A 22,785-nucleotide genomic window follows, 5' to 3' on the forward strand; every position below is an offset into this window, starting at 1 on the left:
CTTTGGTCACATTTAGGCTGAACAGTGATCAGTCTCACGAATTTCACAATTCATACATTTTTAATTATCTGATTTGACAAAAGATCAACATTTCAGTTACAAACAATCGCATTAAAGTCCTATGATGCACAAAAGTTATGGGGATACACTTTCCCCTAAGCTCAAGTTATGTAACATTGCCAATACAAGTAACACCAAGCATCAGGTTATTGGTTACCAAGAAGTTATGTCGTGACAGGAACTTTAACATCCTCGATGTGCAGCATGTCATGCCCCGACGCCACCGAATGGCCCAGTTCAGCATTTACTCTGTAACCCTGCACGACCAACGTTACCGCAGAGTGATGCTGTGAAGATTGTGGTTTTACGTAACAACATGGCTATTCTGGTGTCTAAGATCCTTACCTTAAAGGCGCTATGGAGACGAAATAATGACAGATAAAAAAGTGACGCTAACCCTACAAGATAATACTTCTGTTGAACTGGACGTGATGCAAGGCACGCTGGGACAAGATGTAGTTGATGTCCGCGCCCTTGGCTCACAAGGCCTGTTCACCTTCGATCCCGGCTTCACCTCTACGGCGTCCTGCGAATCTAAAATCACCTTTATTGATGGTGACGAAGGTATTCTGTTACACCGCGGTTTCCCGATTGATCAGCTGGCAACCCACTCAAACTATCTTGAAGTGTGTTACATCCTGTTAAATGGCGAAGCCCCGACCCAAGCCCAGTTTGAAGAGTTCCGCACCACCGTTACCCGCCACACCATGATTCACGAGCAAATCACCCGACTGTTCCACGGCTTCCGCCGCGATTCGCATCCAATGGCAGTAATGTGTGGTGTGACCGGTGCGCTGGCAGCGTTTTATCACGACTCATTAGACGTCAACATTGAACGTCACCGTGAAATCGCTGCGTTCCGCCTGTTGTCGAAAATGCCGACCATGGCAGCGATGTGCTACAAGTACTCGATTGGCCAGCCGTTTGTGTATCCGCGCAACGATCTCTCTTATGCCGGTAACTTCCTGCACATGATGTTCGCCACGCCGTGCGAAGAGTACAAAGTGAATCCAGTGCTGGAACGCGCGATGGACCGTATTCTGATTCTGCACGCCGACCATGAGCAGAACGCTTCTACCTCTACCGTCCGTACCGCAGGCTCTTCAGGCGCGAACCCGTTTGCCTGTATCGCCGCCGGTATCGCTTCACTGTGGGGACCGGCGCACGGCGGTGCCAACGAAGCGACACTGCGCATGCTGGAAGAGATCAGCACCGTTGATCACATCCCTGAGTTTGTTAAACGTGCGAAAGACAAGAACGATTCGTTCCGTCTAATGGGCTTCGGCCACCGCGTGTACAAAAACTACGATCCACGTGCCACCGTGATGCGCGATACCTGTCACGAAGTGCTGAACGAACTGGGCATGAAAGATGATCTGCTGGAAGTGGCGATGGAGCTGGAACACATCGCGCTGAACGACCCTTACTTCATCGAGCGTAAACTCTATCCAAACGTCGATTTCTATTCAGGCATCATCCTGAAAGCAATGGGCATTCCGTCTTCCATGTTTACCGTTATTTTCGCGATGGCGCGCACCGTGGGCTGGATTGCACACTGGAAAGAGATGCACGACGAAGGCATGAAAATCGCCCGTCCGCGTCAGCTGTATACCGGTTACACCGAGCGTCCATTCACCTCGGCGCTGGATAAATAAGAGAAAGGCGGCCATCTGGCCGCCTTTTTTATAGCGCTACAACTGGCATCCCGGGCACCAGTAAAACGGCCGCGATGACAGCACGCCCTTCTCAATCACCGCGCCGCACCGCCGACACTTTTTCCCCTGCCGATGAAATACCTCGAAGCGAAACGCTGCTTCTTCATGATACTTCTTCATGCTGCCACGCATCTCGTATGACAAACGCGGCACCGCCAGCATCGCCTCACTTAACGCCGTCAGCTGCTGTTCGCTGAGGTCCTGCGCCCGATGCGACGCCAGCAATCCGGCATGCCACAAAATCTCCACGCGCAGATAATTGCCGAGGCCGGCTAAAAAGGCCTGATCAAGCAGCAAGCCGCTGAACTGGCGACGACGAAAACGCGGCGACAGCAAACGCTCGCGCACCTCTTCCACCGTTAAGCTGGCATCCAGCACATCCGGGCCCACGCGCTGCAAAAACGGATGCGCTGCTAAGGTATCGGCGTTGAGCAGCTCAATATCCGAGGCGCTATACAGCAAAATGGTTTTATCCGCCGTTGCGAGCCGAACGCGCAGCTGGCGTGTGGTATTCGGCTGCGTACCGGTTGGCACCACGCGCCACACGCCGTACAGCTGATTGTGGCTGTAGAGCGTCAAACCGTTGGAGAAGTGGGTGAGCAGCGCTTTACCGCGCGTTTCGAAGGCGTTGATGGTGGCATCCATCAGCGCCGGTTCGTAGGTTTTCAGCTGTGGAAAGGCAAACCACACATCGGTAAGGGGTTTGCCGACCATTGCCTCTGCCAGTTGATCCGCCGCGCGGCGGATCTCCGGTCCCTCAGGCATAACAACTCCTTTTAATGCGTAGCGCCACCGACGACGCGGATATCATTTTCGGTACTCAGGATCACCTGCAGCGAGGTTTCCAGCGCCTGAATCACGCTTGCAGTCGCCATGCTGGCCACGCCGGGATGGTGCACCGCTTGTTCCGGCATATACGGGATATGAACAAAACCGCCGCGCGCCTTGCTGTTGGTGGTGTGGATCCAGTGCAGCAGGCTGTACATCACGTGGTTACAGGTGAAGGTGCCGGCGGTTTGCGATACCGAGGCCGGCACACCCACTTCACGCAGCGCGGCAACCATCGCTTTGATCGGCAGCGTGGAGAAATAAGCCGCCGGGCCATCCGCCTCGATGGGCTGATCGATCGGTTGCTGCTGGTTGTTATCCGGTATGCGCGCGTCATCCACGTTGATCGCAACGCGTTCAACCGTAATATCGGCGCGGCCGCCGGCTTGCCCGACGCACAACACGCGATCGGGTTGAATCTCCTCCAGCGCGCGCGTCAGCACTTCACCGCAGGTGGCAAACACCACCGGCAGCTGGCGGACCACAATGCGCGCACCGGCGATCTCTTTGCCGTCAAAAGTGCGCACCGCTTCCCATGAAGGGTTGATGTTTTCGCCACCAAAGGGCTCAAACGCCGTCATTAACACCGTTTTCATTGCAACCTCACAAGAACATCAGGAAGTAGAGCAGGAAAATATTCACTACCAACAGTAGCACACCGGTTGGCACCTGAGCCTTGATCACCGCGTTGCGGTCCGGCAGCTCCAGCAGGCGTGCTGGTACGATGTTGAAGTTGGCCGCCATCGGCGTCATCAGCGTGCCGCAATAGCCGGAGAACATCCCAATCGCCGCCATTACCGCTGGATTGCCGCCGTGCTGCAGTACCAGAATCGGAATACCAATGCCGGCGGTCACAATCGGGAAGGCAGCAAACGCATTGCCCATCACCATGGTCAGCAATGCCATGCCACCCGCATATACCGCGACGGCAATCAGGCGATTATCCACCGCCAGATATTGTTCAGTGAGGTGCGAAATCGCCGTGCCGACACCGGCGCTGGTGAACAGCAGGCCAAGCGTGGCCAGAATCTGCGGCAGAATAAACGCCCAACCCACCGCATCCAGCAGGCGACGGGTTTCCTGCATCGACTGCAGCGGCTTTTCATGGGTGATTTTCAACGCGATCAACCAGCCCAGCAGGCAGCCAATCATCATGGAGAACAGCGTCACCAGCGTGGCGTGATTGCCGGGACCAAACACCCTGTCCTGCAAACCGGGAATATGGTTAAACGCCAGCACACCAATCACCGTCACCAGTGGAATCGCCAGCGCTGGCAGGAACAGTTTGTTGTGCAGACGTTTGGCACTCTCCTGTTTCTGCTCATCGCTGCGCTGATGATAACGACCCAGACGCACGCCGCCGAAACCAGCAATCAACGCCATCAATACCACGGCCACGCCCACGCCGATATGCAACCAGCGGCGGCCGAGTTCGGCATCGCCCGCCCATTGTCCCATCAGCTGATAAGCACCGTCGCCAATCAGAAAAATCAGGCCATACAGTGCCCAGAACAGACCGGTGGTAAAACGGCGCGGGTTAGCGCTGTCACGCCATGAAAGCACGGCAACCACCAGCAGGATTACCCCTGCCAGCCACATCAAATATTGTTGCTGGAACATTACTTCGCTCCTTTGGCGTTCAGCGCCTGCTGGTTTAACGCGCCCAATTCACGCGACAGCTGGCGATCGAGACGCACCAGACGAGCTGAATGAATGAGGAAAGCACAGAGCGCGGTAGGAATGCCCCACAGCGCGATATGCAGCGGTTCGGTGCTGATACCGGCAGATTCCTGCATAAAGTTATGCATGAAGATAATCGCGCCAAAGGCAACGAAGATATCCTCGCCAAAGAACAGACCGACGTTATCGGTCGCTGCAGACATGGCGCGCAGACGATGGCGCACCTCTGGCGGGACATCACCGTAGCGGTTTTCTGTGGCACCTTCGGCCATCGGCGCCAGCAGCGGACGCACCATTTGCGGATGCCCGCCCAGGCTGGTTAAGCCCAGCGCGGCGGTGGCTTCACGCACAAACAGGTAGACGATCAGCAAGCGGCCGGCGGTGGCGGTTTTGATCTGCGCAATCCAGCTTTGCGCCCGCTCTTTCAGGCCATGACGCTCCAGCAAACCGATAACAGCCAGCGGCAGCAGCAGAATCAGCGGCAGATTACGCGTATTGAGGAAGCCAGAGCCGAGTTTTTCCAGAATGTCTGCCAGCGGCAGATGCGCCGCCAGCCCGGTGACGAAGCCCGCCACAATCACCACCAGCACCGGGTTAAAGCGCAGCACAAAACCCAGAATGATGGCGGCAATGCCCAGCAGCGGCCAGAGGTTTACCACGTTATCCATGTTGTTCCCTTATGTGAAAAGACAAAGCCCGGCGTGATGCCGGGCAATGAGTAAAAACGTTATGCGCTGGTGACCGCAATCTGACTGGTCGCAAATGCCGCGCGCAACGTGCGGGCGAACTGCAGCGCGTGTGCGCCATCACCGTGTAAACAGACGGTTTCGGCGTTAACCTTGACCCATTCTCCGCTGATGCTCTGCACCTGACGCTGCTGCACCATCGCCAGCGTTTGCGCCAGCGCCTGTTCCGCATCTTCAATCATCGCTTGCGGCTGGCTGCGTGGCACTAACGCCCCGCTCGCCAGATAGCCGCGATCGGCAAACACCTCTTCGCGGGTGCGCAGACCATGATGCGCCGCCGCCGCAATCGACGCGCTGCCCGCCAATCCGACCAGAATCAATCCGCTATCCACGGCTTTTACCGCGCGCGCGATGGCATCCGCCAGTTGCGGATCGCCCGCCGCCTGGTTGTACAGCATGCCGTGCGGCTTGACGTGTACCAGCCGTTCGCCTTCGCTCTCCGCAATGCTTTTCAGCGCACCAATCTGGTAGATCATCTGCGCATACACCGTTTCCGGCGGCAGCTGCATGGCGGTACGGCCAAAGTTTTCCCGATCGGGGAAACTTGGATGCGCGCCAATCGCCACGCCAGACGCTTTCGCCCAGCGCACCGATTGCAGCATGGTTTGCGCATCACCAGCGTGGAAGCCGCAGGCGATATTGGCTGAACTCACCAGCATCAGCAGCTCCTGATCACTGGCGCTGCCTTCGCCGAGATCGGCGTTAAGATCAATCTTCATGGGCCAATCCCCAGGCTATTTGGTCGAAGGAACGTTGTTGATGCTGTTTGGCGTGTATCGCGTCTTCCAGCGTGCAGTGGATAAAGTGAATCGGTTCGCCGAGACGAATTTGCGCCAGATGATAGAGATCGGCTTCGATGATGCAGGCAATGCGCGGATAGCCGCCGGTGGTTTGTGCATCCGCCATCAACACAATCGGTTGACCATTGGGCGGCACCTGTACCACGCCGGGCACTAAACCGTGCGACAGCAAATCGCGCGTCGCATCGCGATGCAGTTGACGTCCCTGCAGGCGATAACCCATGCGATTACTTTGCGGACTGAGCTTCCACGGGCTGCGCCAGAAACCCTGCTGGGCCTCACGCGAGAACTCGTTATATTCCGGGCCCGCTAAGGCGCGGATGCGGTTGCCCCACAGCAGTTGACGCACGCCGGCTTTATCTTTGAAGTCGCGCGTCGGTTTACCCAACGGCAGCTCGTCGCCATCCTGCAGTTTACGTCCCTGCCAGCCGCCAAAAGCTGCCTTGAGATCGGTACTGACCGAACCGAGCATGTCCGGCACGGCAAAACCACCGTTGACCGCCAGATAACTGCGCATGCCGCGCGTTGGCGTTGCCAGCGTCAGCACCTGCCCTTTTTTCACCGGCAGACGCCAGCCGGTCCAGACCGGTTTGCCATCCAGATCGGCATTGCAGCCCGCGCCCGTCAATGCAAACCAGCCATCGCGCGTAAACTGCGTTTTAAATTGTCCCAGCACGATTTCCAGCACTGCGCTCTGCTCGGGGTTGCCCACCAGCATATTGGCGGTGCGCATTGCCGGTTGATCGAGTGCGCCGCCCACGCTGATGCCATATTGGCGGAAGCCGGTGCGGCCGTGGTCTTGCAGCGAGGTCATCATGCCCGCGCGAAGAATTTTCAACATACGCCCTCCTGCTGCGGCACAAAACGCACGCTATCGCCGGGGCGTAACAGTGTCGGTGGATGCTGAAGTGGATCGAACAGGCTAAGTGGCGTGTGACCAATCAGTTGCCAGCCGCCGGGTGCGGCGAGTGGATAGATGCCGGTTTGGCTGCCGCCGATGCCTACCGAGCCGCTCGGCACCAGCACGCGCGGTTCAGCGCGGCGTGGCGTGTGTAAACGCTCATCCAGGCCACCGAGATAAGGGAAACCAGGCTGGAAGCCGATGAAATAGACCACGTAATCGATGCTGCTGTGCAGTTCTACCGCTTGCCTGGGCGTCATGTTGGCGCGCTCCGCCACCTCCTGCAGATCCGGCCCGCCTGCGCCGCCGTACACGACAGGAATCTCGACGCGGCGCGATTCCGGCAGCTGCGCTTCGCTCTCTTCCCACCAGCGCTGCAAACGCTCAATCGCGTCCAATGCATTGAGTTGCGGATCGCGCAGCAGCAACGTCAGGTTGTTCATGCCAGGAATCACTTCCTCAACCTGCTCGTTTTGCTGCAGTCGCTGACACAATCCCCAGATGCGCTGCTGGCTGGTCAACGAAACCGGCGGTTCCAGTTCCAGCACCACCGCGCGCTCACCTAGCAGATAACAACGTGCTCGTTGCAAAAACAACCTCCTGGTAAAAGTCAAAACATTACGTAGGGTCGTCATTCATGGCGACCGCATGTCTCGTTTATGCGTAAAGGCCATAAGTTATGCGAAAGTGACAGAGATGTGTCAACAGATTTGCGCCCTTAACGCAGGTTAAGGACGTGAGAGTGGAGAAATCAGGCAGGATTGTCGATGTCGATAAAGGTCACATCAAGGCCATGATGGGCGGCTAACCACTCGCCCAGCGCCTTGATACCGCCGCGTTCTGTCGCGTGGTGTCCGGCGGCATAGAAGTGCAAACCTTGTTCGCGCGCGCTGTGGATGGTTTGCTCGGAGACTTCGCCGGTAATAAAGGCATCGACGCCAAAGGCTGCCGCGCTATCGATAAAGCCCTGACCGCCGCCGCTACACCAGGCAACGCGCTTAATTAAAGCCGGCGCGTTATCACCGCAGTGCAGCGGTGTGCGACCTAAACGCTGGGCAATTTTCTGCGCCAGCGCCGCGCCACTCAGTGGTTCGGCCAGTTCGCCCCACGGCACCAGCGGCTGAATCTCGCCTTTCACTTCAATATCAAACAGACGCGCCAGCTGCGCGTTATTACCCAACTCGGGATGCGCATCCAGCGGCAGATGCCAGCCATACAGGTTGATATCATTGGCCAGCAGCGTGCGCAGACGCTGGCGTTTCATGCCTTTAATTACCGGCGTTTCGCTTTTCCAGAAGTATCCGTGATGCACCAACACCGCATCGGCGTTGCGCTTAACCGCTTCATCCAGCAGCGCCTGACAAGCGGTCACGCCAGTGATGATGGTTTTGACCTCGGCGCGCCCTTCCACCTGCAAACCGTTCGGCGCATAGTCGCTGAAGGCGCTGTTATTCAGCTGCTGGTTAACGATCTGTTCTAACTCGACATTATTCATTACGGCTCCCTGACCGCCTCAAGCCGCGCTGCGAGCGCGCTCAAAGGCGTCTAGTGTCTTTTTACGTGCGTCCTTATGTTCCACGATTGGCGCTGGATAATCGAGTTTCTTGTTATTTTTCTGTGCCCACACCTGCGGCTGATGGATATCGCTGTCGGGCACTTCACTGAGTTCCGGCAGCCACTGACGGATAAACTCGCCCTGTTTATCGAAGCGCTCGCCCTGCGTGGTGGGATTAAAGATACGAAAATAGGGCGCGGCATCGGTGCCGGTTGACGCGGCCCACTGCCAGCCGCCGTTGTTGGCGGCCAGATCGCCATCGATCAGCTGCTGCATGAAATAACGCTCGCCTTCACGCCAGTCGATCAACAGATCCTTCACCAGGAAACTGGCGGTAATCATGCGCAAGCGATTATGCATCCAGCCGAGCGTGTTGAGCTGGCGCATCGCCGCATCAACAATCGGATAGCCGGTTTTGCCCTGTTGCCAGGCTTTGAGATGCCCGTCGTTTTGCTGCCAATCCACGTTGCGCGTCCAGTCGACAAACGGCTGATGCTTACACAGCGCGGGAAATGCCACCATCAGATGACGATAAAATTCGCGCCAGATCAGTTCGTTCAGCCAGTTAAAAGCCTTGCCTTCGTTGAGCGCATCGGGATGCTCTTTTAATACGCGATGCAGACACTGACGCGGCGACAACACGCCAATCGCCAGATAGGCCGATAACCGGCTGGTACCGTCAATGGCCGGCAAATCACGTTGATCCGGATAATGTTGCACCGCCTGTTTGGCGAAGTGGCGCAGCTGTTTTAACGCCGCCTCTTCTCCCGCCGGGAACAGGCTTTCATCAAAGGCTTCACAAGGATAATCAAAAGCGGGAATCTTCTTTTCGATACTGATGGGCGCACCATCACGCGCTTTCGGTGCCTGATGGCACTCCGGTAAGCCCTGATGTAAACGACGAACAAAGGCTTTGCTGAACGGCGTGAACACTTTGAACATGGTGTTGCTGCCGGTTTGCACGCTGCCCGGCGGCAGCAGCAAGCTGTCATCGAATCCCTGACATACTACGCCCTGCGCATCCAGACGTTTCTCCGCCTGCGCATCGCGTTCACGCTCGTTGATTTCGTACTGGTAGTTGTAGAACAGCGCATCAACCCGTTGCTGCTGGCAAAATTTCGCCAGATACTCAATCGAAGCGGCAAAGTCATCACACTGATGGAAATGCAGAGGAATGCCGCGTTCAGCCAATGACTTCTGCAACAAACTGAGACTTTGCTGGATGAACGCCGCCTGCTTTGGCGCCATATGGTGTTGCTGCCACTGCTGCGGTGTGGCGATAAACAGCGCAATCACTTTGGCCTGGCTATCGCGGCAGGCGGCGGCCAGCGCCGTGTTGTCATTGAGGCGCAGATCGTTGCGCAGCCAAACTAAATGGGTGGTCATAAAGCCCCGAAATTATTGGCCGTAGCGCAAACGCAGCGCTTCCGGATAAGGATCAAAATAGCGCTGCTGTGCCAGCCACGGATGCGGGTATTCCGCCATGTAATGTTTCAGCATGGTGATCGGTGCTAACAGCGGCTGTACGCCCTGACGATAACGATCAATCAGTTGCGCCAGCTCCTGACGCTGCGGCGAACTCAACTGCGGACGGAAGTAGCCTTGTACATGCATCAGCACGTTAGTGTGATTGCGTCGTGATGCCTGATGTGACATCAGGTGCATCAGACGACTGCGGTACTCAAAGGCGTAATCCTCCAGCGAATCCCATTGGTCCATCGCCGCGACAAAGCGGCCCATCTCGCGATATTCGTCCTGCGCATGAGATAGCAGCAATAATTTGTAGCGACTATGGAAGGCCATCAGCTTGTGGCGCGATAATCCGCTGCGCCACATTTCGTTGAATTCGTGCAGCGCATAGACGCGGCCGATAAAGTTTTCGCGGATAGCGTCGTCATGCAGACGACCATCCTCTTCCAGCGGCAGCCATGGCATCTCTTTCTGTAAAAATGCGGTAAACATGCCGGTGCCCGCTTTACGATTGTTGTTGGTTTCAGGCTCGTAAACGCGGACACGTTCCAGCCCACAGCTAGGGGATTTGGCACAGAGGATGTAGCCGCACAGATGATGTAACGACTTCACGCGTTCGGCGGACCAGCGCTGCATCTTTTCCGTCACCTCTTCGCCGCCATCTTTGCTGAAACAGAGATGGATGTTTTCATCGCTCTCTTTTACCAGGCGCAAAGCCGGACGTGGCGTCGGTAAGCCAATCGCCATTTCGGGACATACAGGTTCAAAGCGCACAAATGGCACGAGTTCGTCCGTGGCGAAAGCAAAACGTTTATGGCCACCATCAAATCGGACGTTATCCCCGAGCAGGCAAGCGCTGATACCAACAGGAATTTTCTCGCTCATACTTGTACAACCTCATAAATCTTGTAGAGGTTTTAAGTGTAGCTGAAATGCGCGGAGATAACAGCGGGAACGCGCGGTGGGCGTGAAAATTATCGATAAAAAACCCGGCGCTTCACGTGAAGTCGCCGGGTTAATACTGCGCTAAATTCGCTTACCAGTGAATGCCGGCAGCCGCTTCAGACTGCGCCAGCCAGACGGGTTTCGTGCTGGTTTTGCACCACATACGATGCAGGTAACTGTACAAACGTGCGCGATCTGAGCGGAATAACATCACTGGCAACGCCAGCAAACCGATTGCTACCACCAGCACGCGGCGCAGTACGATTTTATACAGTGGATATGCGCGATCCATCTTTGGCCCCCTTGTGGTAAACATTGCGTTGAAATGTGATCTGGTTCAGATATTACCCGTTGTTGTGTAATTTTACTACTCATCCGACCACTATATTTGCGCTTTTTTTCAGCAATTTGTGTGGTGATGAAAGTTAGTTACAAGATTGTGAATTAAACGATACTTTCAAGTTAAAAACTTCGTGACGGACGCCGGGCCGCTTTATTGCTAAAGTGATGCGTTAACTTTTTTGCCGCTGGAGGCAGCGTGACGACCATCTTGATAGTGGAAGATGAAAAAGAGATTCGCCGTTTCGTGCGCCTGGCGCTGGAGAGCGAAGGCCTGAAGATTGTGGAAGCGGAGCAACTGCAGCGCGGCCTGATTGAAGCGGCAACGCGTAAGCCGGATCTGGTGATCCTCGATCTCGGCTTGCCGGATGGTGATGGCAATGACTTTATCCGTGAAGTACGCCAGTGGAGCAGCATGCCGGTGATTGTGCTGTCGGCACGGAGCGATGAGCAGGATAAGATTGATGCGCTGGACGCGGGTGCGGATGATTATCTCACTAAGCCGTTTGGCATAGGTGAGCTGCTGGCGCGTGTGCGCGTAGCGCTGCGTCGCCATCAAAGCAACCAGCCAGAACCGGTGGTGAAATTTGGTGAAGTGAGCGTCGATTTGGCGGCGCGCCGTGTACTGCGCAACCAACAGGAAGTGCATCTGACACCGACTGAATTCCGTCTGCTGAGTTTGCTGGTGAACAACGCCGGAAAAGTGCTGACCCAGCGTCAATTACTGAATCAGGTTTGGGGGCCCAATGCGGTGGAGCACAGCCATTATTTGCGCATCTATATGGGGCACTTGCGGCAGAAGCTGGAAGCGAATCCCACGCAGCCCAGCCATTTGCTGACCGAAACCGGTATCGGCTATCGATTTATGCCATAAAAAAAGGCCGCGAAGCGGCCTTTTCTCTTCACTGCCCAATCAGGCGTTTTTCAGTACTTCGCTAACAATCTCAACCGCTTCTTTCTCGATTTGCTGACGATGTTCAGCACCCAGGAAGCTTTCGCAGTAGATTTTGTACGCGTCTTCTGTACCTGATGGACGCGCGGCGAACCAGCCGTTTTCCGTCATCACTTTCAGACCGCCGATTGACGCACCGTTACCCGGCGCGGCAGTCAGGCGTGCGGTGATCGGATCACCCGCCAGCGTATCTGCGCTCACCATTTCGGGTGACAGCTTAGACAGCGCCGCTTTCTGTGCCGAAGTCGCCGGAGCCTGCAGACGGTTATAGCTTGGCGCACCAAAGCGCTCTGCCAGCTCGTCATAATGCTGCTGCGGGTTCTTGCCGGTGACCGCGGTGATTTCAGCGGCCAACAGACACATAATGATGCCGTCTTTATCGGTTGACCAGGCTGAGCCATCGAAACGCAGGAAGGATGCGCCCGCGCTCTCTTCACCGCCGAAACCGAAGCTGCCATCGAACAGACCATCAACGAACCATTTGAACCCAACCGGTACTTCTACCAACTTGCGGCCAATGTCGTTGACGACGCGGTCGATCATTGCGCTGGAAACCAGGGTTTTACCAACAGCAACCTCTTTGCCCCACTGTGGACGATGCTGGAACAGGTAGTTGATCGCCACCGCCAGATAGTGGTTCGGATTCATCAGACCCGCAGGCGTGACGATGCCATGGCGGTCGTAATCGGGATCGTTACCAAAGGCCAGGTCGAATTTGTCTTTGTATGCCAGCAAGCCGGCCATCGCGCATTCAGATGAGCAGTCCATACGCACCACGCCATCTTTATCCAGATGCATGAAGCGGAAAGTCTGATCGATCGCATCGTTCACGATGGTCAGATCCAGTTTGTAGTGCTCAGCAATGCGCTGCCAGTAAGCAATGCCGGAACCGCCTAACGGATCGACGCCAATTTTCAGGCCGGCGTTCTGGATAGCGGCGAAGTCAATCACCTGCGCCAGACCTTCAACGTATGGCTGGATCAGATCCTGCTCAACGATGTGGCCGCTCGCCCATGCCTGATCCAGCGGCAGACGTTTCACGTCTTTCAGCTCGCCCTTGATCAGCTGGTTAGCGCGATCTTCCACCACTTTGGTGACGTTGGTATCAGCCGGGCCACCGTTAGGCGGATTGTATTTGATACCGCCATCTTCCGGTGGGTTGTGCGAAGGCGTGATAACGATGCCGTCCGCCTGCGCGCCGCCGCGTTTGTTGTGCTCAAGAATCGCGTTAGAGATGGCAGGCGTTGGCGTATAGCCATTGTCCTGCTGCACAATCACGTCCACGCCGTTAGCGGCCAGCACTTCCAGCACCGACAGAATCGCCGGCTCTGACAGCGCATGCGTGTCTTTACCGACGTAGCACGGACCGGTGATGCCATTCTTTTTACGTTCTTCAGCAATCGCCTGCGCGATCGCCAAAATGTGCTGTTCATTGAAGCTTTGGCGTCCCGCGCTACCGCGGTGGCCTGAAGTGCCAAATTTCACCGCATGATCCGGATTCGCCACATCGGGCTTCAGGACGTAATACTGCGAGGTTAATTGTGCAACGTTAATCAAATCGCTCTGCTGGGCAGGCTGCCCGGCACGGGGGTGATTGGCCATTGGCGCTTCTCCCTGACGCTTCAGTTAAATGGTGCCGCGAACTTTCTCTGTCAGTTCCTGTGGGAACTGCATAGCCAGCATGATGTGTTCCACCATGCTGCATTTGCGACCTGTATTGGTGTTCGTGATCACCCAGTACGGTGTGCCGGGAACGTGCTTCGGCTTGGTATGGGTGCCATTTTGCAGCAGCGTGTGCTCGTCGCCCGCAAAGTAGACGCGGGTACGGCCCTGCAGCGAGGCAGTAGCTTCAGCAAACGCAGCCGGATCAAGACGATAGAGCGTTGACAGTACCAACATGAAGCGGTTAACCGCCTTATTCTGCTCGGCATATTCATCGGAAAGCAGCAGCTCACGTACCGCACGGACGCGATCCTGAGGACGCGCTTCACGGCTGGCAGGTTGCGCTTCTTTCATTGATGCACCAGCGGCGGGCGCAGCGGGTGCGCTCTGTCCGGCGGTGAACTTCAACATGCGGCGCAAAATATCTGAGGCGCTTTCACCAATGTGCTGCGTGTGGCTGGCAATATAACGGTAGAGTTCTTCGTCAACTTCAATCGTTTTCATCTTTTTCCGTACGATTCTGGCAAATGACAGAACCACGCATTAATGCAACGGCTTTAGCAAAATCCAGTCGTGCAAAACGTGAGCGGGTTCTAACATAAGGATTATAAAGTTAAATCCGTGGCAGCCGATAGCGTTGGCAACGTTTAGGGGCAAAAGTCGGAATATGCCCTAATGCCCATCGGCCTGACTGCTGGACAGGTGAATCCATGATAACCTAAGCCAAGGTCACAACCGTAAGAACTTTAGCCATGATTTTGAACGCCCGTCTGCAAACTGAACAATCTGCCCCCGATGCCACACCGATTCTGTTAATCCATGGTCTTTTTGGCAGCCTTGATAACCTTGGCGTGCTGGCGCGTGGGGTGCGTGATGCACGTCCGACGCTGCAAGTTGACGTGCGCAATCACGGCTTGTCGGCGCGTAGCGATGAGATGAATTATCACGTAATGGCGCAGGACATCGTCGAAACGCTGGATGCGCACCATATCGATCGCGTGGGTGTGATTGGCCACTCAATGGGCGGCAAAATCGCCATGGCGCTCAGTGCCATCGCACCGGAACGTATCGAAAAAATGGTGATGATCGATATCGCGCCCGTTGATTACCAAACGCGCCGCCATGACGAAATTTTTGCCGCTATTCGCGCCGTGAGCGCCGCGGGCGTCACGCGCCGCAGCGAAGCCGCTGAAGTGATGCGTCAGCATATTGATCAAGAAGGCGTGATCCAGTTCATCCTCAAGTCTTTCGCAGAGGGCGAATGGCGCTTTAATGTGCCGGTGCTGTGGGATAATTACAGCACCATTTCCGGCTGGGAAGAGATTCCAGCGTGGCCGCATCCGGCACTGTTTATCCGCGGCGGCGACTCGCCTTATCTGGATAATCAGCATCGCGATGCGCTGCTGCGTCAGTTCCCGCAGGCGCATGCACATGTGATCAGCGGCGCTGGACATTGGGTGCACGCCGAGAAACCCGATGCGGTGTTACGCGCCGTCCGGCGTTTTTTTAACCTGTAAAAGCAAAAGCTTGCCGCTTGCGCTTTAGGGTTGGCGTCAGGGAAGGCGCTGGAGTATGATGTCGCGCTAAAAATTTGCCACGGATATTCTTTCGCCGTGGTCGGGCCGATAATGTTTTAATCGCGCAGCGCCTTTCCGCCGTTCGCGCCCACTCAGTTTTACAAACCATGGCAAAAGAACAGACAGACCGCACTACGCTTGATCTCTTCGCAGACGAGCGGCGTCCTGGTCGCCCGAAAACCAGCCCGCTGACGCGTGATGAACAGTTACGCATCAACAAACGCAATCAGCTCAAGCGCGATAAAGTGCGTGGGCTGCGTCGTGTTGAGCTGAAGATGTCGAGCGAGGCGGTTGACGCGCTCAGCACGCTGGCCGATCAGCAAAACATCAGTCGCAGCGAATTGATTGAACAAATGCTGCTGGCACAGCTCAAACTGTCGTAACGCGCGAAGACCGCACGCTGGAACACAAAGTCACGGCTTTATACGTTCCGCACTTTTTACCGGTCTGCTATTATTCGCATAACTGTGCAGTCAACTGACTTACTTTCACAATCAGGATTTAAGAGGTTACCTAACCCATGGCAATCGTAGGCATTTTCTTCGGCAGCGATACCGGCAACACTGAAAACATTGCAAAGATGATCCAGAAACAACTGGGTAAAGATGTCGCCGAAGTGCATGACATTGCTAAGAGCACCAAAGAAGATCTCGAAGCGTTCGACATCCTGCTGCTGGGTATCCCAACCTGGTATTACGGCGAAGCGCAGTGTGACTGGGACGATTTCTTCCCGACGCTGGAAGAGATTGATTTCAATGGTAAGCTGGTAGCGCTGTTTGGTTGTGGCGATCAGGAAGATTACGCCGAGTACTTCTGTGATGCGATGGGCACTATCCGTGACATCATTGAGCCGAATGGTGCGGTGATCGTCGGTCACTGGCCAACCGAAGGCTATCACTTCGAAGCCTCTAAAGGCCTGGCCGATGACAAAAACTTCCTTGGTTTGGCCATTGACGAAGACCGTCAGCCGGAATTGACCAACGAACGCGTTGAGAAGTGGGTGAAGCAGATCTTTGATGAGCTGCAGCTGAAAGAGATTATTGAAGCTTAATTCCCTGCTCTACCCGATGTGCGCACTGCCTCACATCGGGTAACGGAATTTCCTATAAAAATAATAGCTACGGTTTTTTAACTTTTCCCCGCAAATCTGTAGAATACCCGCAATGGTCATCCGCTTATTCCTCTGGCAGTAGAATGAGGCTGAGTGAAATGGAATCCAAAACCCAAGCGTCTTGAAGACGTTAGTGACGATATCCTTACAACCATTGGTGATTAAGGACGTTGCCTTGGTTTTCATTTCACTGCTTGAGTTCTATAATGAGACGCAAATGAGAATGCGCGTTGACCTAAACATTCAAGGCCCCTGCGCCGCAAGTGACTAGCAAAGTAACAGGACAATATCCGCATGACTGACAACAACTCCGCATTGAAGAAGGCTGGCCTGAAAGTCACGCTACCCAGACTGAAAATTCTGGAAGTGCTTCAGGGACCCGGCCCAGAGTCCCATCACGTCAGTGCGGAAGATTTGTATAAACGCCTGATTGATATGGGCGAAGAGATTGGTCTGGCAACGGTGTATCGCGTTCTTAACCAGTTTGACGACGCGGGCATCGTAACCCGTCACAACTTTGAAGGCGGCAAATCTGTCTTCGAACTGACTCAGCAGCATCACCACGATCACTTGATCTGCCTGGATTGTGGCAAAGTTATCGAATTCAGCGATGAATCAATCGAAACGCGTCAGCGTGAAATTGCCACTCGCCACGGCATTAAGCTCAGCAACCACAGCCTGTACCTGTACGGTCATTGTGCTCTGGGAGACTGCCGCGAAGACGATACGCTCCACGATAAGTAATTGAGTGTGCTATGCAGTATAAAAAAACCGGCGCTTGAGCCGGTTTTTTTATGCCTGTAATCAGGCGACAAGCGTTTCCTGCAGGTAGCGCCAGCGCGGAATGGCGGTGCTGCAATCCAATACCGCCAGTGAAATGCGGCTCTGATTGATGCCGTTCATCATCTGTAATTCACGATACTGAATCGTCACTTCCTCGCTTTGCTGCGAGATGATGGCGTGCTCACTGGTGGCAATGCGCATGCCTTCACGCTGCCCCTGTAACTGGCGAAACAGCACTTCCATTTCATTGAGGTCCAATCGTTTGCCTTGCGGCGTGACCATTTTGAACTCGGGATGAAAGTGCGATAAAAACAGATCAATGCTGTCGTCACTGCCTTCCGCCTGATTGAAAATACGTTCAATAAGCTGATGTAAAACCACCACGCTATGCCTGGCTTCCTGGGCGAGAGTTGTCATTTTTTTTCCTTAGATAAGCCGCAGAGCACCGTCTGAGAGCGCATAGCCTACCTGAAAAAAAGTTTTTCACACTGCCAAATGGGTTAATTTTTCTAAAGTCAGAATAGTCGCAAATAGGGAATTAATGGCTCGTTGAGGCGTGCAGCATAAAAGGTCGTATCTGGCCAAATAGAGATAATAAAAAAGGGCGATTGCTCGCCCTTTCATGATCTTATCGTGCTCGCGACTAAAAATATTAATCGCCGATTTTTGCCCAGGTGTCACGCAAACCCACGGTGCGGTTAAACACCAGCCTGGAGGGCTGTGAATAGACGCTATCAGCACAGAAATAGCCTTCGCGTTCGAACTGGTACGGTGCCATCGGATCGGCTGCACGTAAGCCAGGCTCAACGAAGCCCTGTTTGATTTCCAGTGAGTTCGGGTTGATGGTGGTGAGGAAATCCTCAGCCGCGCCCGGATTTGGCACACTGAACAGACGATCGTACAGACGGAATTCCGCTGGCAGCGCGTGGATTGCAGAAACCCAATGGATAACGCCTTTCACTTTACGGCCATCGGCCGGATCTTTGCTCAGCGTATCAACGTCACAAGTGCAATAGATGCAGGTGATATTGCCTTCATCATCCTTCGCCACACGTTCGGCACGGATCACGTAAGCATTACGCAGACGCACTTCTTTACCCAGCACCAAACGCTTGTACTGCTTGTTGGCTTCTTCACGGAAGTCAGCGCGATCGATCCACACTTCACGGCTGAATGGCACTTCACGCGTGCCCATCTCCGGTTTGTTCGGATGATTAGGCATAGTGATGATCTCATCGTGACCTGCAGGCAGGTTCTCGATCACCACTTTTAGCGGATCCATTACCGCCATCGCACGCGGTGCGTTTTCATTGAGATCGTCACGAATGCACGATTCCAGTGAAGCCATCTCCACGATATTGTCCTGTTTGGTCACACCAATACGGCGGCAGAACTCACGGATAGAAGCGGCGCTATAACCACGACGACGCAGACCCGAAACGGTCAGCATGCGCGGATCGTCCCAGCCTTCTACAACTTTCTCGCTTACCAGCTGAGTCAGTTTACGCTTCGACATCACCGCGTATTCCAGATTCAGGCGTGAGAACTCGTACTGACGCGGATGGACCGGAATGGTGATGTTATCCAGCACCCAATCGTACAAACGACGGTTATCCTGGAACTCCAGCGTGCAGAGAGAGTGCGTAATGCCTTCGATCGCATCCGAAATGCAATGGGTGAAGTCGTACATTGGGTAGATGCACCACTTGCTGCCGGTCTGATGGTGATCGGCAAACTTAATGCGGTACAGCACCGGATCGCGCATCACGATAAAGCTGGACGCCATGTCGATTTTAGCACGCAGACAGGCTTTGCCTTCTTCGAAACCGCCATCGCGCATCTTCTGGAACAGCGCCAGGTTTTCTTCCACGCTGCGATCGCGATATGGGCTGTTTTTGCCCGGCGCCGTCAGGGAACCGCGATACTCACGGATCTCATCCGCCGACAGTTCATCAACGTAAGCCAGACCTTTGTTGATCAGCTCAACCGCATAGTTGAACAGTTGGTCGAAGTAGTCTGAGGAGTAACGAATGTTGCCGCTCCACTCAAAGCCCAGCCATTGCACGTCACGCTTAATGGATTCGACAAACTCCAGATCTTCTTTAACTGGGTTAGTGTCGTCGAAACGCAGATTGCACTGACCTTGGTAGTCTTGCGCGATACCAAAGTTCAGGCAGATAGATTTCGCATGGCCAATATGCAGATAACCATTGGGCTCAGGCGGGAAACGGGTATGCACACTGTTGTGCTTACCGCTCGCCAAATCTTCGTCGATGATCTGACGAATAAAGTTCGTTGGGCGGGCTTCAGCCTCACTCATCTCAAAATCCTCAAAAACTATAACGGGTGATTTGTACCACGAAGTAACGGAGTATGATCCACAAAGCGCAGGAGGGAAACAACCGTTTGTTGGTCGTTTTAAAACAAAAAAGGCAGGAATCGCTTCCTGCCTTCTGGCTCAATCACAAGGACTTAGCCTTTAACCTCGTAGAGCGGGGTTTGGCCTGCAACCACTGAACCGGTTGCCAGTAAATTCAGACCAGCGAAATCATCGCTATTGCTGACCACAACCGGACTGATCATCGAGCGGGCGTTGGCATTGAGGAAGTCCAGATCCATTTCCAGGATTGGCTGACCTGCAGTGACCGTTGCGCCCTCTTCAACCAGACGCGTGAAGCCTTTGCCTTCCAGCGCTACTGTATCCAGCCCCATATGTACCACGATCTCGACGCCGTTTTCCGCCTCAAGGCAGAACGCATGGTTGGTATTGAAGATCTTCACCACGGTTCCGGCGGTTGGCGCAACCACGGTTTTGCCGGTTGGCTTGATGGCCAGACCATCACCGACTGCCTTGCTGGCGAATGCTTCGTCAGGCACATTTTCCAGCGCAACGATGTCACCGGTTACTGGCGCCAGCAGCGTAGCAATCACGGCTTTTTCGCTGTTCAGCACCGCCTGCGGTTTTACTGCAGCTGCAGGAGCAGCCGTTGACGCCGCGGCAGATGCCGCAACTGGACCTTTGCTCAGTACGGTTTTCATTGCTGTTGCAATGCTTTCCGCCTGCGTACCGACGATAACCTGTACGCTCTGCTTGTTCAGACGAATCACACCTGAAGCACCGAGACGTTTAGCGACACCTTCATTAACCTGCGCGGAATCTTTAACGTTCAGACGTAGACGTGTGATACAGGCATCGATGTTGGTCAGGTTTTCTGAGCCACCTACCGCCGCAATGTAACGACGCGCCAGAGATTCAGTTTGGCTTTCACCGTTGCCGCTGTTATCGACATTTACGTCATAACCATCGGTTTCATCGCCCGCAGAGAGTTCGCGGCCAGGTGTCATCAGATTGAATTTCTGGATGGTGAAGCGGAACACCGCGTAGTAGATAACGAAGAACACCAGACCTTGTGGGATCAGCATCCACCAGTGCACTGCCAGCGGGTTACGCGTTGACAGCACCATATCCACCAGACCCGCACTGAAGCCGAAACCGGCAATCCACTGCATGCTCGCGGCGATGAACACAGAAAGACCGGTCAGTGCCGCGTGAATCACATACAGCACCGGCGCCACGAACATGAAGGAGAACTCCAGCGGTTCGGTGATACCTGTAAAGAAGGCGGCAAAGGCCGCTGCCAGCATGATACCGCCGACTTTGGCGCGGTTTTCCGGGCGTGCGCAGTGGTAAATTGCCAGCGCTGCACCTGGAAGACCGAACATCATGATTGGGAAGAAACCCGCCTGGTAACGACCGGTGATGCCTGGGATACCTGTACCTTCAGCGATAGACTGCGCGCCGCCGAGGAATTTAGGAATATCGTTGATACCGGCAACATCGAACCAGAATACGGAGTTCAATGCGTGATGCAGACCAACAGGAATCAGCAGACGGTTAAAGAAGGCGTAGACGCCCGCACCGATTGAGCCCATTTTCTGGATATGCTCACCAAAGCTCACCAGCCCACCGAAAATGATCGGCCAGATATACATCAGCACGAAGGCGACGACAATCATCAGGAAGGAGACAAGAATCGGCACCAGACGGCGACCGCTGAAGAATGACAGCGCTTTTGGCAACTCAACATGGCTGAAGCGGTTATAAACCTCAGCAGAGAGAATACCCACCAGGATACCAACAAACTGGTTATTAATTTTACCGAAGGCAGCGGGAACTTGCTCCACCGGCATCTTCTGAATCATTGCCACCGCTGCCGGAGAACAGAGTGTGGTCACAACAAGAAAGCCGACAAAACCGGTTAACGCTGCAGCGCCGTCTTTATCTTTTGACATACCGTATGCCACACCAATGGCAAACAGCACGGACATATTGTCGATGATTGCCGAACCGGATTTGATCAACAGTGCTGCCAGCGCATTGCCTGCGCCCCAGCTATCTGGATCGATCCAGTATCCAACGCCCATCAAGATTGCCGCTGCCGGCAGAGTCGCTACCGGCACCATAAGCGCGCGGCCGACCTTTTGCAGATATCCTAGAATACTCACCTTATTCTCCCCCTATGAGACTGGCGTTTTGCCGTGGCGCAGGTTGATTTTATTATCCCGTCGCCCGTTACCTTGATGACACTTTTCACCACGAGGCGCAGTGTAAAGATAAATTAATTCGCCTCGCAAATTAAAACCACTGCAACTGTGACTTTAATCACCAAAATGGTGGTTTGATAATGCGAAATGCTAGCCAGCACCACAAACTTATTTTATGATGAAAAATATCGAGTCGCACTTTTCCCAGATGGCTACGCTTAAACGCATTACGCTTAAAGTCAGAAAACTGTCAGAGAAACGGCAACTCCACATTTCCAATCTTAATTGAGGTGAAGACATGAGACTGATCCCTTTGGCCACACCGACCCAAGTGGGTAAATGGGCTGCACGCCACATTGTTAACCGCATTAATGCGTTTAAGCCTAGCGCAGAACGTCCCTTCGTGCTGGGTCTGCCAACCGGTGGAACACCACTGGAAGCTTACAAGCACCTGATCGATATGCACAAAGCGGGCCAGGTTAGTTTCAAGCACGTTGTCACCTTCAACATGGATGAGTACGTTGGCCTGCCAAAAGAGCATCCGGAAAGTTACCACAGCTTCATGTACCGTAACTTTTTCGATCATGTTGATATTCAAGAGCAAAATATCAATCTTCTGAATGGCAATGCCGAAGATATTGACGCAGAATGTCGCCAATACGAAGAGAAGATCCGCGTTTATGGCAAAATTAACCTGTTTATGGGCGGCGTGGGCAACGACGGTCACATTGCATTCAACGAACCGGCTTCCTCCCTCTCCTCACGTACCCGCATCAAAACCCTGACGCACGATACGCGCATTGCAAACTCACGTTTCTTTAACGGTGATGTGGATCAGGTGCCGAAATACGCCCTGACGGTTGGTGTCGGTACGCTGCTGGATGCAGAAGAAGTGATGATTCTGGTTACCGGCCATCTTAAAGCGCAAGCGCTGCAGGCTGCAGTTGAAGGTAACGTCAACCACATGTGGACCATCAGCTGCCTGCAGCTGCATGCCAAATCTGTCGTGGTCTGTGACGAACCAGCCACCATGGAACTGAAAGTAAAAACCGTGAAATATTTCCGCGAAATGGAAGCGGAAAATATGAAAGGTGTGTGAAAACACGTTGTAACAAA

The 22,785-nt window shown here is 54.3% G+C and carries 23 protein-coding genes; 7 read left to right on the top strand and 16 right to left on the bottom strand.

Annotation, left to right across the window (positions count from 1 at the left end; genetic code table 11):
• Positions 1–431: 431 nt before the first annotated feature.
• Positions 432–1,715 carry a citrate synthase gene (locus tag K5Y30_RS06500; RefSeq protein ID WP_008107361.1) on the top strand — a complete coding sequence of 428 codons (1,284 nt, stop codon included), beginning with the start codon at positions 432–434 and terminating at the stop codon, positions 1,713–1,715.
• Between the two features lie 36 nt (positions 1,716–1,751).
• Here K5Y30_RS06500 and nei read toward each other — a convergent pair whose 3' ends face one another.
• The 11 genes from nei to K5Y30_RS06555 form a co-directional block, all read right to left on the bottom strand.
• Positions 1,752–2,540 (bottom strand): endonuclease VIII, encoded by a 789-nt coding sequence (gene nei, locus K5Y30_RS06505; protein ID WP_101763219.1) that lies wholly within the window; start codon positions 2,538–2,540, stop codon positions 1,752–1,754.
• 11 nt (positions 2,541–2,551) lie between these two features.
• Complete coding sequence (gene pcp / locus K5Y30_RS06510; protein ID WP_101763220.1) at positions 2,552–3,199, bottom strand: pyroglutamyl-peptidase I; 648 nt, start codon at positions 3,197–3,199, stop codon at positions 2,552–2,554.
• Between the two features lie 7 nt (positions 3,200–3,206).
• Positions 3,207–4,223, bottom strand: coding sequence for a DUF979 domain-containing protein (locus K5Y30_RS06515; protein WP_222181645.1), 1,017 nt, complete (start codon positions 4,221–4,223; stop codon positions 3,207–3,209).
• Positions 4,223–4,951, bottom strand: coding sequence for a DUF969 domain-containing protein (locus K5Y30_RS06520; protein ID WP_137385379.1), 729 nt, complete (start codon positions 4,949–4,951; stop codon positions 4,223–4,225). Before K5Y30_RS06520 ends, K5Y30_RS06515 begins: the two co-directional genes overlap by 1 nt.
• A gap of 59 nt (positions 4,952–5,010) precedes the next feature.
• Positions 5,011–5,748: a 5-oxoprolinase subunit PxpA gene (gene pxpA / locus K5Y30_RS06525; RefSeq protein WP_222210737.1), complete on the bottom strand. Its 738-nt coding sequence runs from the start codon at positions 5,746–5,748 to the stop codon at positions 5,011–5,013.
• Positions 5,738–6,670: a 5-oxoprolinase subunit PxpC gene (pxpC, locus tag K5Y30_RS06530; protein WP_101763224.1), complete on the bottom strand. Its 933-nt coding sequence runs from the start codon at positions 6,668–6,670 to the stop codon at positions 5,738–5,740. Before pxpC ends, pxpA begins: the two co-directional genes overlap by 11 nt.
• Positions 6,664–7,320, bottom strand: coding sequence for a 5-oxoprolinase subunit PxpB (gene pxpB, locus K5Y30_RS06535; protein ID WP_222210738.1), 657 nt, complete (start codon positions 7,318–7,320; stop codon positions 6,664–6,666). The genes pxpC and pxpB overlap by 7 nt, the downstream gene beginning before the upstream one ends.
• A 161-nt stretch (positions 7,321–7,481) precedes the next feature.
• Positions 7,482–8,225 (bottom strand): type 2 GTP cyclohydrolase I, encoded by a 744-nt coding sequence (locus K5Y30_RS06540; protein WP_222210739.1) that lies wholly within the window; start codon positions 8,223–8,225, stop codon positions 7,482–7,484.
• An 18-nt stretch (positions 8,226–8,243) separates the two neighbouring features.
• Positions 8,244–9,671 carry a deoxyribodipyrimidine photo-lyase gene (gene phrB / locus K5Y30_RS06545; protein WP_222210740.1) on the bottom strand — a complete coding sequence of 476 codons (1,428 nt, stop codon included), beginning with the start codon at positions 9,669–9,671 and terminating at the stop codon, positions 8,244–8,246.
• A 12-nt stretch (positions 9,672–9,683) separates the two neighbouring features.
• Positions 9,684–10,640: a 2-thiouracil desulfurase family protein gene (locus K5Y30_RS06550; RefSeq protein WP_101763228.1), complete on the bottom strand. Its 957-nt coding sequence runs from the start codon at positions 10,638–10,640 to the stop codon at positions 9,684–9,686.
• 151 nt (positions 10,641–10,791) lie between these two features.
• Positions 10,792–10,992, bottom strand: a complete 201-nt coding sequence (locus tag K5Y30_RS06555; protein ID WP_008107019.1) for a YbfA family protein — start codon at positions 10,990–10,992, stop codon at positions 10,792–10,794.
• Positions 10,993–11,238: 246 nt separating this feature from the next.
• Here K5Y30_RS06555 and kdpE point away from each other — a divergent pair, with 246 nt between their 5' ends.
• Positions 11,239–11,913 (top strand): two-component system response regulator KdpE, encoded by a 675-nt coding sequence (gene kdpE, locus K5Y30_RS06560; protein WP_137385375.1) that lies wholly within the window; start codon positions 11,239–11,241, stop codon positions 11,911–11,913.
• A gap of 39 nt (positions 11,914–11,952) precedes the next feature.
• Here the strand turns inward: kdpE and pgm are convergent, their stop codons facing one another.
• Positions 11,953–13,593: a phosphoglucomutase (alpha-D-glucose-1,6-bisphosphate-dependent) gene (gene pgm, locus K5Y30_RS06565; RefSeq protein WP_222210741.1), complete on the bottom strand. Its 1,641-nt coding sequence runs from the start codon at positions 13,591–13,593 to the stop codon at positions 11,953–11,955.
• A gap of 24 nt (positions 13,594–13,617) precedes the next feature.
• Complete coding sequence (gene seqA / locus K5Y30_RS06570; RefSeq protein WP_110865729.1) at positions 13,618–14,157, bottom strand: replication initiation negative regulator SeqA; 540 nt, start codon at positions 14,155–14,157, stop codon at positions 13,618–13,620.
• 248 nt (positions 14,158–14,405) lie between these two features.
• Between seqA and ybfF the strand changes: the two genes are divergently transcribed.
• From ybfF to fur, 4 genes are all read left to right on the top strand, one after another.
• Complete coding sequence (gene ybfF / locus K5Y30_RS06575; protein WP_222210742.1) at positions 14,406–15,170, top strand: esterase; 765 nt, start codon at positions 14,406–14,408, stop codon at positions 15,168–15,170.
• 167 nt (positions 15,171–15,337) lie between these two features.
• Complete coding sequence (gene ybfE, locus K5Y30_RS06580; RefSeq protein ID WP_007890670.1) at positions 15,338–15,613, top strand: LexA regulated protein; 276 nt, start codon at positions 15,338–15,340, stop codon at positions 15,611–15,613.
• Positions 15,614–15,750: 137 nt separating this feature from the next.
• Positions 15,751–16,281, top strand: a complete 531-nt coding sequence (fldA, locus tag K5Y30_RS06585; RefSeq protein ID WP_110865727.1) for a flavodoxin FldA — start codon at positions 15,751–15,753, stop codon at positions 16,279–16,281.
• Positions 16,282–16,635: 354 nt separating this feature from the next.
• Entirely contained in the window at positions 16,636–17,085 is a 450-nt protein-coding gene (gene fur / locus K5Y30_RS06590; RefSeq protein WP_007890672.1) for a ferric iron uptake transcriptional regulator, read from the top strand.
• A gap of 60 nt (positions 17,086–17,145) precedes the next feature.
• Here fur and K5Y30_RS06595 read toward each other — a convergent pair whose 3' ends face one another.
• The 3 genes from K5Y30_RS06595 to nagE all read right to left on the bottom strand — a co-directional run bounded on the left by K5Y30_RS06595 (position 17,146) and on the right by nagE (position 21,624).
• On the bottom strand, positions 17,146–17,541 hold the full coding sequence (locus K5Y30_RS06595) for a hypothetical protein (protein WP_101763235.1): 396 nt from the start codon (positions 17,539–17,541) through the stop codon (positions 17,146–17,148).
• A gap of 235 nt (positions 17,542–17,776) precedes the next feature.
• On the bottom strand, positions 17,777–19,444 hold the full coding sequence (glnS, locus tag K5Y30_RS06600) for a glutamine--tRNA ligase (protein WP_222210743.1): 1,668 nt from the start codon (positions 19,442–19,444) through the stop codon (positions 17,777–17,779).
• 152 nt (positions 19,445–19,596) lie between these two features.
• A complete protein-coding gene (nagE, locus tag K5Y30_RS06605; protein ID WP_222210941.1) occupies positions 19,597–21,624 on the bottom strand; it encodes an N-acetylglucosamine-specific PTS transporter subunit IIBC in 2,028 nt (675 codons plus the stop codon).
• Positions 21,625–21,967: 343 nt separating this feature from the next.
• On the opposite strand from nagE, the gene nagB reads away from it, so the two are divergent.
• Positions 21,968–22,768: a glucosamine-6-phosphate deaminase gene (gene nagB, locus K5Y30_RS06610; RefSeq protein WP_222210744.1), complete on the top strand. Its 801-nt coding sequence runs from the start codon at positions 21,968–21,970 to the stop codon at positions 22,766–22,768.
• Positions 22,769–22,785 lie beyond the last annotated feature (17 nt).

Source organism: Pantoea sp. DY-5 (genome assembly GCF_019795955.1).
GTDB classification, from domain to species: domain Bacteria; phylum Pseudomonadota; class Gammaproteobacteria; order Enterobacterales; family Enterobacteriaceae; genus Pantoea; species Pantoea leporis.

Excerpts from the sequence above, each read along its gene's own strand:
- phrB (WP_222210740.1), bottom strand. The coding sequence starts at position 9,671 with ATGACCACCCATTTAGTTTGGCTGCGCAACGATCTGCGCCTCAATGAC.
- seqA (WP_110865729.1), bottom strand. The coding sequence starts at position 14,157 with ATGAAAACGATTGAAGTTGACGAAGAACTCTACCGTTATATTGCCAGC.
- pxpA (WP_222210737.1), bottom strand. The coding sequence starts at position 5,748 with ATGAAGATTGATCTTAACGCCGATCTCGGCGAAGGCAGCGCCAGTGAT.
- K5Y30_RS06515 (WP_222181645.1), bottom strand. The coding sequence starts at position 4,223 with ATGTTCCAGCAACAATATTTGATGTGGCTGGCAGGGGTAATCCTGCTG.
- K5Y30_RS06555 (WP_008107019.1), bottom strand. The coding sequence starts at position 10,992 with ATGGATCGCGCATATCCACTGTATAAAATCGTACTGCGCCGCGTGCTG.
- nei (WP_101763219.1), bottom strand. The coding sequence starts at position 2,540 with ATGCCTGAGGGACCGGAGATCCGCCGCGCGGCGGATCAACTGGCAGAG.
- pxpC (WP_101763224.1), bottom strand. The coding sequence starts at position 6,670 with ATGTTGAAAATTCTTCGCGCGGGCATGATGACCTCGCTGCAAGACCAC.
- glnS (WP_222210743.1), bottom strand. The coding sequence starts at position 19,444 with ATGAGTGAGGCTGAAGCCCGCCCAACGAACTTTATTCGTCAGATCATC.
- pgm (WP_222210741.1), bottom strand. The coding sequence starts at position 13,593 with ATGGCCAATCACCCCCGTGCCGGGCAGCCTGCCCAGCAGAGCGATTTG.
- K5Y30_RS06520 (WP_137385379.1), bottom strand. The coding sequence starts at position 4,951 with ATGGATAACGTGGTAAACCTCTGGCCGCTGCTGGGCATTGCCGCCATC.
- fur (WP_007890672.1), top strand. The coding sequence starts at position 16,636 with ATGACTGACAACAACTCCGCATTGAAGAAGGCTGGCCTGAAAGTCACG.
- K5Y30_RS06550 (WP_101763228.1), bottom strand. The coding sequence starts at position 10,640 with ATGAGCGAGAAAATTCCTGTTGGTATCAGCGCTTGCCTGCTCGGGGAT.
- K5Y30_RS06540 (WP_222210739.1), bottom strand. The coding sequence starts at position 8,225 with ATGAATAATGTCGAGTTAGAACAGATCGTTAACCAGCAGCTGAATAAC.
- fldA (WP_110865727.1), top strand. The coding sequence starts at position 15,751 with ATGGCAATCGTAGGCATTTTCTTCGGCAGCGATACCGGCAACACTGAA.
- K5Y30_RS06595 (WP_101763235.1), bottom strand. The coding sequence starts at position 17,541 with ATGACAACTCTCGCCCAGGAAGCCAGGCATAGCGTGGTGGTTTTACAT.
- pcp (WP_101763220.1), bottom strand. The coding sequence starts at position 3,199 with ATGAAAACGGTGTTAATGACGGCGTTTGAGCCCTTTGGTGGCGAAAAC.
- nagB (WP_222210744.1), top strand. The coding sequence starts at position 21,968 with ATGAGACTGATCCCTTTGGCCACACCGACCCAAGTGGGTAAATGGGCT.
- ybfE (WP_007890670.1), top strand. The coding sequence starts at position 15,338 with ATGGCAAAAGAACAGACAGACCGCACTACGCTTGATCTCTTCGCAGAC.
- K5Y30_RS06500 (WP_008107361.1), top strand. The coding sequence starts at position 432 with ATGACAGATAAAAAAGTGACGCTAACCCTACAAGATAATACTTCTGTT.
- ybfF (WP_222210742.1), top strand. The coding sequence starts at position 14,406 with ATGATTTTGAACGCCCGTCTGCAAACTGAACAATCTGCCCCCGATGCC.